Consider the following 13,456-nt stretch of genomic DNA (forward strand, 5'->3'; position numbering starts at 1 on the left):
CCCACCATAGGAAAAACCCAGGAGGAGCATCCTGAGTTTATTCGGAACCTCTTTTGGTCAGCATTTGATGAATGACATTTGCCGTTTCCTCAACTGCTTTATTCGATACATCAACGACTTGACAGTTAATGCGGTCCACCACTTTTTCAAAATACTCTAGTTCTTCTTTAATCCGCTCAATGTTCGCATAAATTGCGCGATCATTTAAACCTAGAGATTTCAAACGCTCTTTACGAATATGATTTAGTTTGTCTGGACTGATTTTTAGACCGATGCATTTTTTTGGATCAACTGAAAATAACTCCTCTGGCGGATCTACTTCAGGAACAATTGGAACGTTCGCTACCTTCAGCCGTTTATGCGCCAAGTATTGAGATAATGGTGTCTTAGATGTGCGTGATACACCGATGAGCACAATATCAGCCTTTAGAATGCCTCTTGGGTCTCTGCCGTCATCATACTTCACTGCGAACTCAATGGCTTCAACCTTTTTAAAATAGTCCTCATCTAATTGACGTACACGCCCCGGCTCATGTTTCGCTTCATTTCCATAAGCAGTCTCCATTTTATCGATGAGTGGTCCGATGATGTCATAATAAACGACTCCGTTTGCTTCTGCCTCTTCAATTAAGAATTGGCGCATTTCTGGCACAACAAGAGTAAAGCAGACGATTCCGTTATCTGCTTTCGCCAGTGAAATGACTTCTTTAATCGTACCGACATCCTCTACATACGGAATTCTTCTAATATTTGAATGGTCTGATGAACCGCCATCAAATTGGCTAAGTGCCGCTTTGACCACGAGCTCTGCCGTTTCTCCTACTGAATCTGATACCACAAAAATTACGCGATTACTCATAACATCCCCTCGCAGTCTTCTGTAATTAGATTATTTCATTCTCCGATAAGCTAACAAGTATTTTCGTCATGTTTGTTTTCGTAATTCTGCCGACCACTTCAAAGCCTTTATCCGTATCTTTTATAACAGGAAGTGCATCTATCTGCTTTTCAATCAAGTGCTTCGCCACATCCATAATAAAATCTTCCTTGCGGCAAACGGTGATGTTCGGCATTCTTGTCATAATAATATGGACAGGGATAGATGGAAGCTCCTGTTTTCCAATACTTGCGCGAAGGAGGTCTTTCCTTGACAACACGCCTGTTAAAATAGAGTGATCATCCACAACGAATAATGTGCCCACATCCTCTAAAAACATCGTACAAATCGCATCATAAACTGAAACATTCTCATGTATCACCACTGGAATGGATTGAAAATCTTTTACTTGAAGTTTTTTCAGCTTATCTGCTAGAAGCTGCGTGCCTGTTTTTCCTGTGAAAAAGTAGCCGACCCTTGGTCTTGCTTCTAAAAAGCCTGACATCGTTAATATGGCTAAATCCGGTCTGAGGGTCGCCCTAGTTAAGTTCAGCCGATCGGCGATATGCTCTCCAGTGATCGGACCATTCTCTTTGACAATCTGTAAAATCTGCTCTTGCCGTTTATTTAACTCGATTGTACTCACCACCTTTAAATAGAGAGAGCGAATCTTTACTTTATGTATATCATTTTCATAACTCATCATATTATAGCGCATCTTTGTCCGAATGAAACAAAAATCCACTCAAAAACCGTGAATTAAATGAGTAAAAAACGATTGCCCTTCGAAAAAGGCAACCGTTCTTAGGTATTTATTTTACAATTAAATTGTTCATATTCGCAAATGATTGAATGACTTTGGCTAGTTTGACCATTTGCGCCAAACGATTTCGCTTCAGCTTTTCATCATCCGCATGTACCATTGTGTGATCGAAATAATGAACAATCGGTGTTTTTAACGTATCTAGCGCCTCAAGTGCTGCGCTGTATTGCCCTGCTGCTACATGTTCCTTGACAGCTGTCTCTACTTGTTGATACGCCTCATATAGCTTTTGCTCATGCTCATTTTCAAACAGCTCAGGCTGAATCTCTGCATCTTCCCCTTTTTTACTGATTGAAATGACGCGTCCTAATGCTTCTGCCGTTTCTTTGAAGCTTTCTTGTTTCACGCTCTCTTCAAGAACAGCTGCTTTTTTCACGACTGCATAAGGTTCAATATTTTCAACATCCAGCACTGCATCGACAACATCATGACGGATATGCTCTGCTTGGAGGACATATTTTAAACGGTGTGTCAAAAATTCAATCAGAGCAGCTTCATGTTCTGCTTCTACTTGAGCAAGTGCCAAAAGCTCTTTAAATGAAATATTCCAATGACGATCGAGCAGGATTTGAACGATACCGCTCGCTTGTCTTCTCAGTCCATAAGGGTCTTGAGAGCCTGTTGGAATGACATCAATTGAGAAGAAGGAACAAATAGAATCCAGCTTATCTGCTACTGCCACAATCGCACCAATCAAAGTGGAGGGCGCCTCATCACCGGCAAAGCGCGGCATATAGTGCTCGTTGATACTCTTTGCCACTTCTTCATGTTCGCCAAGTGCTTTTGCATATTTCTCGCCCATGATTCCTTGTAATTCTGGGAATTCATAGACCATTTGAGTCACAAGATCAAACTTCGAAATACTTGCTGCTCTTGCCACTCGTTTTGTCGTTTCGTCATCTGCACCGACATGCGCTGCTAGACGGGTCGCAATGTCTGCCACTCTCTTTAGCTTGTCGCCAATTGTGCCAAGTTTCTCATGGAATACAACTTTATCAAGCTTCTTAATATTGTCATCAATGACTAGTTTTTCGTCTTCTTTATAGAAGAATGCAGCATCTGATAAACGTGCACGAAGTACTTTTTCGTTCCCTCTTGCGACATTTTCAAGCGCCTCACTGTTTCCATTTCTGACCGTAATAAAGTGCGGCAATAATTCCCCTTGCTCATTTTTCACAGGGAAGTAGCGCTGATGCTCTTTCATTGTGGTCACTAATACTTCTTCCGGCAATGCAAGGAATTCTTCTTCAAAGGAACCAGAAAGCACCGTTGGATATTCTACAAGATCGTTGACTTCTTCTAGAAGCTCAGGATCAACAGGAATGACCCAGCCTTTTTCTGAAGATAGGGCATTTAGCTGCTTAGTAATGGATTGTTTTCTTTTATCTGAATCTGCAATGACAAATTGATCGCGCAATGTTTGCTCATAAGAAGCAGGCGAGTCGATGGTGGCTGCCCTACCAAGGAAACGGTGTCCTCTTGTCTCACGGCCGCTTTTCACCCCAGCAATTTCAACAGGTACAATCTCCTCTCCAAATAAACAAACAATCCATTTAATCGGACGGATATAGCGTAAATCTTTACTTCCCCATCTCATGTTCTTTGGAAAACTTAATGAGGCGGCGATCTCACCTAACGCTGGCAGAAGGTCTTTGACTTGCTTTCCTTCTTGAAACTTTTGGACATGAACGTAGTCCACTCCTTTGATCTCTTTAAAATAGAGATCAGCTGTTGAGGCACCTTGTCCGCGGGCAAAGCCTTCTGCTGCTTTTGTCCAATTGCCTTCAGCATCTTTCGCAATCTTTTTAGCTGGGCCTTTTGCTTCTTCTTTGATGTCTTCTTGTTTTTCTGCGACACCTTTCACGAGTACAGCAAGACGTCTTGGTGAGTTGAATAAAGCAACATCTTCAAATGAAATATTTTGCGTTTCAAACCATGCTTTTACTTTCTCACCTAGCTGCTTTGTGCTTTCCGGCATGAAACGAGCCGGCATCTCTTCTAAGCCAATTTCGAGTAATACATCTTGTTTATTCATGAGAAGCCGCCTCCTCTTTTAGCATAGGGAATCCCAATTTTTCTCGTTCTTCATAATATGTTTTGGCTACTTTTCTGGCTAACTGGCGCACTCTTCCGATATAGCCAGTTCGCTCGGTAACAGAAATCGCGCCCTTTGCATCGAGCAGATTAAACGTATGAGAGCATTTGAGCACATAATCGTATGCTGGGTGAACAAGCCCTTTGTCCATTTGGCTATGCGCTTCCTTCTCATAGGTCGTAAATAACTCAAACAGCATGTCAGTATTAGATGTTTCAAATGTATAAACAGAGTGCTCATATTCAGCCATTAAGAATAAATCTCTGACTGTAAACCCGTCTGTCCATTCAAGATCGAAGACATTTTCTTTGTCCTGGATGTAGGAAGCAAGACGTTCAATACCGTATGTGATTTCAACGGAAACAGGCTTACATTCTAAGCCGCCGACTTGCTGGAAATACGTGAATTGTGTAATTTCCATCCCATCAAGCCATACTTCCCAGCCAAGTCCTGCACAGCCAAGAGATGGGTTTTCCCAGTTGTCTTCCACAAAACGAATATCATGTTTCAGCGGGTCAATACCAAGTGCTTTCAATGATTCAAGATACAGTTCTTGAATATTGTCAGGTGACGGCTTAATGATCACTTGAAATTGATGATGCTGATACAATCTATTTGGGTTTTCTCCATATCTGCCATCAGCCGGGCGTCTTGAAGGCTCTACATATGCTACCTTCCACGGCTCTGGGCCAATGCTTCGCAGGAACGTGTATGGACTCATCGTTCCGGCACCTTTTTCTGTGTCATACGCCTGCATTAATACGCAGCCTTCATTTGACCAATGCTTTTGCAGCGTCAAAATCATGTCTTGAATATTCAATGATCGCACCTCCATCTTTTCTACACCATCCGCTATGATATGGCGGGTGGGGATGAGAACCTCGTAAGAGAACACAAAAACTCCCGTCTCTATGCTCGCAAGGCTCCTTGCAAACATAGGGACGAGAGTTTTTCCCGCGGTTCCACCCTATTTGCTGGTGTCGTAGCATCCAGCCGCTTTGTTTTACGTTGCTCAAGAATGCCTTTCGTTACGCCTCCATCCTTAGCTCACACCGCCCTAAGGTCGCTTTTAATGAATTCTGCGTAAGTACTTCTTTCTGTCAATGCAACATATTTTATCTTAGATGATCTTACAAAAAGTCATGGGAGATGTCAACTTTTGTTTTCCCCGCCCATTAGCTTTTTCATGGATTCCATCTGATTCATGAATTTTTTTGATTTCAAATAAAGGCCTGAATACTCTTCATAGTAGTGATCGAGCACTTGACGAATTTCTTGTTTCGTCTGCGGTTTCACATCAACCTGACCGAGCCTTGATAAATCAAAATAATGAAATAAACGGAGCAGCCTTGCAGCTGCTGGGGATAAGGGCAGTTTATACGGATCTTTAGAAAAGCAATTTTGGCAAATGAAGCCGTTATCTCTAATAGAGAAATGAAACTGCCCTTCTTTTTGACCACAATGGACACATTGATCAAGTTCAGGCTTCATTCCCATTACTGATAACATTTTGACCTCTACGATAAATAAGATAATATCAGCATCTGTGCCTTCATTCAGATGACGCAGAGATTGAAGCAGGAGCTCAAACAAATAAGGGTTTGGCTTTTTTTCTTCTGTGCCTTTATCGAGTAACTCTGTCATATATGCGGCATATGCGGTCAAAAATAAATCCTCCCGAATGGTTCGCATACTTTCAATCATTTCGCCTTGCTGGAGCGTTCCAAGTCCTGTTGATGATTGGATCAGGAAGGTTCCGTATAAAAACGGCTGGCTTATGGCTGACAGGCGGCTGTTTGATTTTTTTGCACCTCTTGCCATCACGCCAATTTTCCCATGTTCTCTAGTGAGCAGCGTGACAATTTTGTTTGTTTCGCCATAATCTGTTGTTCTAAGGACGATTCCTTCACTTTTAATGAGCATTTGTCTACACTCCGAGCATTGGAGGGGGTCAAGAATTATAAGATTGGAAAATCAAATCGTGCTATCTCTTCTTCAAGTACATCGGGTCTTTCCAGGTTCTCCTTTTCTAACTCTTTGAAAAGCAGATACGTGTCAACGCTTCCTGTTTGTGAAAATACGTTCCATGTAAAATTCAACATAAAAACCCCACCTTTCTTTATTAGAAGCAGCAACGCTACATCCAACATATTAATTTTATCTTGACCAAGCTACCTCCATTTCATGATAAACAATTTTTACTAATCGAACCGCACCATTGTCAGATTTTATGACAACAGCAGCGATTTTTTAATATTCGTCTTCTCTAAATCCGAAGTCACGAAGATGAGTGGATTTATTACGCCAGTCCTTCTGAACCTTTACCCAAAGCTCCAGATACACTTTTGAACCGAGAAGTGCTTCAATATCTCTGCGTGCTTTTTGTCCCACTTCTTTTAATAAGCTGCCTCGTTTACCAATGACGATCCCTTTTTGTGAATCACGTTCTACGACAATGGTCGCCGCAACATGGATCTTGCCATTTTCATCTGGCTTAATGGATTCGATCGCAACTGCAATACTGTGCGGGATCTCTTCTCTCGTTAAATGCAGCACTTTTTCACGAATTAATTCAGAAATAATAAACCGCTCTGGATGATCTGTTACTTGATCTGCCGGATAAAATTGAGGGCCCTCAGGAAGATAACTTTCAATCTGCTGAAGAAGCGTGTCAATGTTGTTTCCTTCAAGAGCTGAAATTGGCACAATTTCCTTAAATGGATAACGTGTGCGGTATTCATCAATTAAAAGGAACAGCTCATCTGGGTGAATTTGGTCGATTTTATTGACGACTAGGAATACCGGTGTAGATGTTTGCTTGAGTCGTTCAATGATGAATTCATCACCCTTGCCATAGCCTTCCTGTGCATTGATCATAAACAAGATCAGGTCGACTTCCTTCAGTGTATTTGTAGCCACTCTCATCATAAAGTCACCAAGCTTATGCTTAGGTTTATGAATCCCTGGTGTATCGATAAAGATCGTTTGTGACGTGTTTGTTGTCAAGACACCTTGCACTTTGTTTCGTGTCGTTTGGGGCTTATCACTCATGATGGCGATCTTTTGTCCAATCACACGATTAAGAAAGGTTGATTTTCCTACATTTGGTCTTCCAATAATTGATACAAATCCTGATTTGAAGCTTTCGTTAGTCATTTAAATCCTCCGGTGAAAATGCGCCTGGCAATAGTTCGTTTACTGTTGTTTCGTATATATGTCCTTTTAAGTTCGTTAGAATCACTGGCATATCAGGTGCACACAGCTCTGAAATGACCTGTCTGCATGCGCCGCACGGCGAAACAGGCCGGTCTGTATCAGCCACTACCGCTAGCATTTGAAACGATGTGATGCCTTCTGAATAGGCTTTAAAAAGTGCTGTTCTTTCCGCACAATTACACATGCCATATGCTGCATTTTCAATGTTGCAGCCGCCATACACTTTTCCATCATTCGACAATAATGCTGCACCGACTTTGAATTTTGAATAGGGTACATATGCAAAATCTCTTGCTTTAACTGCTTCTGAAATCAACTCTTGTTTGTTCATTCCTAGTTCCCACTTTCAGAAGAAATGGACCCACTGTCACATTTATATTTTACATAATTCACGTGACATTTTCACGCCCATTTCTAAAAATGTTAATAAATAGTAATATTGTTCTATTGCATGATCTTCGGTAAGAAGATGATCACCCCAATCATAACCGAAATCGCGGCGTAAACGCAAACAGCGCCTGCTGCAGCGTCCTTCGCTCTCTCTGCAAGAGGGTGCTTATCTTCTGTCATCAGGTCCACTGTATGTTCAATGGCTGTATTGACAAGTTCAAGCGCAAACATCCCCCCGCATAAAAGCAAAACGATCATCCATTCGTATGGTTCAATGTGAAACCAAAAGCCGCAGATCACCACGATGATGGCTGCGACTGTGTGAAATCGAAAATTCCGTTCATTCAAGAAAGTTCGCCATATTCCTCTAAATGCATAATAAAAACTCCGAAAAAGACGGGCAAGCGGCCTTCTTTTCTTACGAAGATCTTGAAAGGCCATAATCATCCAAGATCTTTGTCTGTTTGGCGAACATTTCTTTTTCATCTTCTTCTGTCATATGATCAAACCCGAGCAAATGAAGGAACCCATGAATGGTGAGGAATCCAAGCTCTCTCATAAAGGAATGTCCATATTCCTCTGCCTGCTCTTTCGTACGGTCCACACTAATGATGATGTCGCCGAGTACAGGCGGAATATCATCAGCACCAATGATTTCAATTTCCCCTTCTCCTTCTTCCTCAAGTGCAAAGGAGATGACATCCGTTGGTGCGTCTTTCCCGCGGTATTCTTTATTGATTTGATGAATCTCTTCATTCGAGACGATCGTCACTGATACCTCCGCTTGATCTTTGACCTCAAGGGCATCTGCAGCGAACTGAAGAAGCTTTTCCACTTCTTCAAGCTGCTCTTTTGATACTTGTCCTGTTTCATCTATTAAATCGATTAACAATGTCATTTACTTCACCTTCTGCTTCGGGGCATCTGGATATTCAATCCGAGAATGAAAAATCCCCTTTAATGTTGTACAAATCGTTTGACCAATAATATTTAATTCTTTAAATGTCAGATCACATTCACTAAATTGCCCATCCTGCATTTTATCTGAAATAATGCCTTTGACGAGCTTTTCGATTCGCTCTGGATTTGGATTATGCATCGATCGTACTGCCGCTTCAACGCTGTCCGCTACAGAAATAATTGCCGCTTCTTTTGATTGCGGTTTTGGACCAGGATAACGGAATTCTTCCTCTGTCACCTGATCATCACGCTCTTTTGCCTTATAGTAAAAGAACTTTAACAGTGACTTCCCGTGATGCTGTTCTGCAATATCGACAAGCTCTTCAGGAAACTTCTTTTCTCTCAGCATATCAGCTCCATCTGTCGTATGGGCAATAATGATATTTTTACTTAGCTGAGGAGAAAGCTTGTCATGCGGATTATCAATGTTCATTTGGTTTTCGATAAAGTATTGCGGTCTTTTCGTTTTCCCAATGTCATGATAATAAGCGCCAACCCTTGCTAAAAGACCGTTTGCGCCAACTGCTTCACATGCAGCATCCGCTAAATTTGCCACCATGACACTATGATGATATGTACCTGGTGTCTCTGTTAAAATCTTTTTGAGCAGCGGATGATTTGGGTTTGATAATTCAATCAGCTTCATTGTTGAAAGGATGCCGAACATACTCTCAAACACAGGCATTAACCCAATGACCAAAATAGATGATGCAAACCCTGACACAAACGCCATCATGAGGTTCACACCGATTTCAAGCCCTGATGGTGAGGAGTTTTGGATCAGCGTAATGGATAGAACCACAAGGACATTCATTAAAGCGACCCAAAGCCCTGCCTGCAATATTTTTGAACGTGCATTATGCTTTCTCAAAAATAAAATGCCCGCCATCCCGTTCACAAGGTAATAAGCACAGATCACATAGTTAAAGACGCCGGTTACTCCTTGATTAAACATCATACTGCCGCAAAGAGCAAATACAAGGCCAGAGAAGATCGCTAGCCGCTCATTGATAAGCAGCTTGATCAGCATCGTGCCAAGTGCCACTGGTACCACATAACCTATCGTCGTATACTTCGTTTCCTGGAAGAGACTGAATACTTCCATGATGACTAAAATAATGGTGAAAATAAGCGAGTAGAGCAGCAACGACTTATTCTTATGAACAAGCGATTTTTTCCTCGTTTCAAGTGAATGAATAATCGCTGCTAAAAACAGACCAATCAATATCATAAGACCGCTTACAGGCTTAATCAAATTGGAGCTGTTTAAGAGGCCTGTCAGTTCTAATTTACGATACACTTCCCGGTCGATAAGTTCTCCTTCTTCGACTAAAATTTGCCCTTGCTTAATCTGAACGGGCTGAATATTATCAGCGGCTTCTTGTCTTTTCTTCTCTGTAGCCACTGGATCAAATACATAGTTTGGAATGATCGCAAATTCACCAATTTCTTTTGCTGCATTTAAGTATTTTGATGGAATTGAATTATTTTCAAGCTCTGTTTTCACTTGTTTTTTCTCATCTTGTAATTTCGCTGCTGTGATTTCTTTACTCATCAGTGAATTTACCACTGTGATGATGGAATCCTTAGTAAAAGAGAGATTTTCGTCACTTGCCTGAAGCAGTGCTTTGATGGATTGGTCTGAAACAGCCTCCTGCATATCTGATGTGAGTTTTTCTTTGACACGCTTGACCATTTCTTTATCTGATGGCGGATTCTCTTTTTCATCAGCTGCTTTCTTCTCTTCTTTAATGGCTTCAAAAAGGGAGGAGATGAGGTCAACACGATTGTCAGAATACGCTTTTTTGAGTGTATATTGATCCTCTACTTGATCTGTTGCTTCTTGCTTCTTTTCTTCTGTCGCTTCTTGATCATCGACGGTTGATGGAGAATAGATGGTCTGTTCGCTCACTGAAAATAAATCTAAGTCGAGCGATTCAGGCTTTACATGGAAGAAGAGCACCACGAATAGAATGGCTGCTAAACCTGCGTATAGCAAAACATTTAAATAACGTGAGCGCTCCATTTTCTGAGGTTCTTTTTTAGACAGTAGTCTTTTGCGCTGACTGTCTTTCTGATTCTTTCTCAAGGAAAGTACCTCCTTTTTTACTTTAAACCACGATCGAAACAAAATGACCCGATGAAGACGATCGGGTCACTAAGTTCATTTTTGCTTTTCGTATGCTCCGATGATCTTCGCCACAAGCGGGTGTCTGACCACATCTGTCTGGTCTAACTCAATAAATGAAATGCCCTTGATCTCTGCAAGCATGTCCTTTGCAGCTGCAAGACCAGACTGCATGCCTTTCGGCAGATCAATCTGTGTAATATCTCCTGTAATGACCATTTTAGAGCCAAACCCAAGTCTCGTCAAAAACATTTTCATTTGGGCAGGCGTTGTATTCTGCGCTTCATCTAAAATAACAAATGCATCATCGAGTGTCCGCCCTCTCATGTAGGCAAGAGGCGCTATTTCAATCACGCCGCGCTCGATTAAACGTTCCGTATGATCACTGCCAAGCACATCATGCAAGGCATCATATAGTGGTCTTAAATAAGGATCTACTTTTTCCTTTAGATCACCTGGTAAAAAGCCAAGACTCTCTCCTGCTTCAACAGCTGGTCTTGTCAGGATAATCCGTTTCACATGTCCATTTTTCAGTGCATGTACCGCGTTGACGACTGCCAAATACGTCTTCCCTGTTCCAGCTGGTCCAATTCCAAAGACCAGGTCATCTTTTTTCATCGCCGCAGCATATTCCCGCTGGCCAATGGTTTTTACCCTGATTGACTTCCCTTTAGCATTTTTCGTAATTTCATCTTCATACATATTTTCAAAATAATTGAGCTTGTCTTTTTGCGCCATTTTAATGGCATAGACGACATCCCGTTCAGAAATCTCAATTCCTTTTCGGATGAGATGTAAGAGAGATGTAATCAGACGGCTCGCTGTTTCTCTTGATGCTTCCTGACCAGAAACATACACTTTTTCTCCGCGCGTAATAATGGAGACATTCAGCTCGTTTTCCATCAGTTTCAGATAAGCATCTTGATTTCCAAATAAAGCAATCGCTTCGTTTGGGCTATCTAATTTTTGTTGAATTTCAAGTAAATGTTCTGTCATTCTCTAGTCTCCCTGAACAATAGGTGTTGGTTGAACAATATCTTCTATTACTTGGTAAAGGATGATTAACTTAACTTTACCATTCCCTGTTGTCTCGTGCAAAACTTTTTCACTTTTCACCTCTCCTGTTTGACCTAGCTTCTCTTCTAATTCTTTTTTACCCATTTTAATCCCTGCTTGAACCGCTTCTTTATTTGTGTATGTCCGATTTATTTTTTCACTTTCGCGTGTCATTTCTTTTTCATAGGAAAATGGGAGCTGGAAGTTTAAGAAATGTAGTGGGTGAACTTCTGTTTCTGTTTTTGGCTGCTTAAAATCATCCTTTTTAAAGGAAATGCCCCAAAATGGCATTGAACCTCCAAATGCGGAGAGCTTGTGCTTTGTCTTCATTTTACCCGTAAAGACATCAAAAGATGTTCGAAGAGGGACAGAAACTTCAGAACGGTACCACGTTTCACCATAAATTTTCGCTCTAGCACCCACCGTTTTTTGCTGGTCTTCGCTGCCGATGAGGCCAGAGACGAGCATCTGCCCTTTCTTCACATGTTCGTCAACCGCGGCAAGCGGCTCCCCTTTTTCCACATACATTCTCGTGATGACAGCCTTCTTCTTGGCAACGATGTGCTGAGGACTCGTATATTTCTCTTCTTCCGGCTCATTTTTTTCCACAACTTTCATTTGAAATGTTGTACCGTTTAGTTCAACGCCGACCCATGTAATGCTTTGAATATTGGCGGTCAGTGATTTTTGAATTTTCTCAGGTGTTCCCATTAGAAACTGAAAACGGCCTTTTTGCACTCCAATCTCGTCTAAATGCTTTCTCATCTGATGTTCAGTTTCTGGATTGGCTCCTTTAATATCAATTTTCCACACCATGTTTGAAAGCGCCAATATCGTCGCTAGAAAACACACAATCCCAAGGGTAAACCCAATATTCTTCCTTGACCATAGGAGAAGAAACGGAAATCCCTTCTTTTGATGAAATGAACATGTCACTTCATGATGTCTTTGTACTTTTCTGAAGGCATGTACATCTGATAAGCGAATAAATAAGCGCACGCTGTCTTGACGGCGGCTCACTTGAAACATTGTGATCCCCTGTCTCGTGCACTCATTGATGAGCCGCTCAATGCCGTTTCCCTTGATCTCCACTTCCACTCTGCCAATAAAATAGGCGAACCATTTATTCTTCACACTTCTCCCCTCCGTCAGTTAAGAATCAATATAACGGACCTCATCGATTTTCCCTTCTAATAAGATCTCTTCTGGCAAAATCGTTTTAATCACAAAATCTTTCCCTGAAATAATGCATTGTCCTTGTTTGAGCATCAGCCTTACCTCTTGATCACTGAAAAGCAAAAGCCCTTTATGGTTCTCTATGTAAATGTGGAGTCTGCCAACCATCGTAATACGGGGAAGATCCATCATGACGTCTGGAGGGATTTCAAGTGTTCTTGTCAGCCATGCTTTAAGTCGATTTTTTCTTTTTCCCATTCAATAAGAACCCCTTCCCGCCCCATGTGTATGAGATCAAACTGAAAGATGGTGAGACTGATGAGAAAGCCTCTATATCATCCTATTCCTCAGCGGTTCAGATCATGCTAATGAATCCCGCAAAACAGCCGTTTCATCATTTTTACTGCGAGAAATCTCCATCAGGAAAAACAAAAAAGTCCCTTTATATAAAGGGACTTCAGATTGTAGAGAAACTCATGTTTTTCTACAATCTTTTTTATTTTCATCGTAATTATGATGGATGAGATTTAATGAAAAAGGCCTCCCACACACCTAGCCTAGCTTCGCTAGGTGTGTGGCAATCTTCTTCATGTTCTGACACGCAGCTGTGAGAAGTACTTGCTCACTCACATTCTGCTTTCCCCTCAACCGGCAGTAGCGAAGCCCATGCAGTTGTTTTGAATCTGCAAAGCTTCGCTCTATTTTTTCTTTTCTTTTTTTATATAGCTCTTTTCC

Annotated in this window: 15 protein-coding genes; all 15 read right to left on the reverse strand. The window is 41.5% G+C overall.

The window, feature by feature from the left end; translation table 11 throughout:
* Positions 1–37 precede the first annotated feature (37 nt).
* Complete coding sequence (locus ACP7A0_RS05265) at positions 38–859, reverse strand: pyruvate, water dikinase regulatory protein (protein ID WP_008342399.1); 822 nt, start codon at positions 857–859, stop codon at positions 38–40.
* A gap of 25 nt (positions 860–884) precedes the next feature.
* Positions 885–1,523 carry a helix-turn-helix transcriptional regulator gene (locus ACP7A0_RS05270; RefSeq protein ID WP_024423017.1) on the reverse strand — a complete coding sequence of 213 codons (639 nt, stop codon included), beginning with the start codon at positions 1,521–1,523 and terminating at the stop codon, positions 885–887.
* Between the two features lie 166 nt (positions 1,524–1,689).
* Positions 1,690–3,735 carry a glycine--tRNA ligase subunit beta gene (glyS, locus tag ACP7A0_RS05275; RefSeq protein WP_034661343.1) on the reverse strand — a complete coding sequence of 682 codons (2,046 nt, stop codon included), beginning with the start codon at positions 3,733–3,735 and terminating at the stop codon, positions 1,690–1,692.
* On the reverse strand, positions 3,728–4,615 hold the full coding sequence (gene glyQ / locus ACP7A0_RS05280) for a glycine--tRNA ligase subunit alpha (protein ID WP_012010611.1): 888 nt from the start codon (positions 4,613–4,615) through the stop codon (positions 3,728–3,730). Before glyQ ends, glyS begins: the two co-directional genes overlap by 8 nt.
* A gap of 332 nt (positions 4,616–4,947) precedes the next feature.
* Positions 4,948–5,718: a DNA repair protein RecO gene (gene recO, locus ACP7A0_RS05285; RefSeq protein WP_034661344.1), complete on the reverse strand. Its 771-nt coding sequence runs from the start codon at positions 5,716–5,718 to the stop codon at positions 4,948–4,950.
* A gap of 35 nt (positions 5,719–5,753) precedes the next feature.
* Complete coding sequence (locus ACP7A0_RS05290; protein WP_003217288.1) at positions 5,754–5,897, reverse strand: YqzL family protein; 144 nt, start codon at positions 5,895–5,897, stop codon at positions 5,754–5,756.
* A gap of 148 nt (positions 5,898–6,045) precedes the next feature.
* Positions 6,046–6,951 carry a GTPase Era gene (gene era / locus ACP7A0_RS05295; RefSeq protein WP_426004460.1) on the reverse strand — a complete coding sequence of 302 codons (906 nt, stop codon included), beginning with the start codon at positions 6,949–6,951 and terminating at the stop codon, positions 6,046–6,048.
* Entirely contained in the window at positions 6,944–7,342 is a 399-nt protein-coding gene (locus ACP7A0_RS05300) for a cytidine deaminase (protein ID WP_034661347.1), read from the reverse strand. Before ACP7A0_RS05300 ends, era begins: the two co-directional genes overlap by 8 nt.
* Before the next feature lie 113 nt (positions 7,343–7,455).
* On the reverse strand, positions 7,456–7,842 hold the full coding sequence (locus ACP7A0_RS05305) for a diacylglycerol kinase family protein (protein WP_426004462.1): 387 nt from the start codon (positions 7,840–7,842) through the stop codon (positions 7,456–7,458).
* Positions 7,820–8,299, reverse strand: coding sequence for an rRNA maturation RNase YbeY (gene ybeY, locus ACP7A0_RS05310; protein ID WP_012010615.1), 480 nt, complete (start codon positions 8,297–8,299; stop codon positions 7,820–7,822). The genes ACP7A0_RS05305 and ybeY overlap by 23 nt, the downstream gene beginning before the upstream one ends.
* On the reverse strand, positions 8,300–10,411 hold the full coding sequence (locus ACP7A0_RS05315) for an HD family phosphohydrolase (RefSeq protein ID WP_374955736.1): 2,112 nt from the start codon (positions 10,409–10,411) through the stop codon (positions 8,300–8,302).
* A gap of 114 nt (positions 10,412–10,525) precedes the next feature.
* Positions 10,526–11,485 (reverse strand): PhoH family protein, encoded by a 960-nt coding sequence (locus tag ACP7A0_RS05320; protein ID WP_060596660.1) that lies wholly within the window; start codon positions 11,483–11,485, stop codon positions 10,526–10,528.
* 3 nt (positions 11,486–11,488) lie between these two features.
* Entirely contained in the window at positions 11,489–12,679 is a 1,191-nt protein-coding gene (yqfD, locus tag ACP7A0_RS05325; protein WP_106030980.1) for a sporulation protein YqfD, read from the reverse strand.
* Positions 12,680–12,697: 18 nt separating this feature from the next.
* A complete protein-coding gene (gene yqfC / locus ACP7A0_RS05330; RefSeq protein ID WP_012010618.1) occupies positions 12,698–12,979 on the reverse strand; it encodes a sporulation protein YqfC in 282 nt (93 codons plus the stop codon).
* Positions 12,980–13,273: 294 nt separating this feature from the next.
* A partial coding sequence (locus tag ACP7A0_RS05335; protein ID WP_148943888.1) for a transposase occupies positions 13,274–13,456 on the reverse strand: 183 nt, incomplete at its 5' end.

It is taken from the genome of Bacillus sp. DWP3-1 (assembly GCF_049896565.1).
GTDB lineage: Bacteria > Bacillota > Bacilli > Bacillales > Bacillaceae > Bacillus.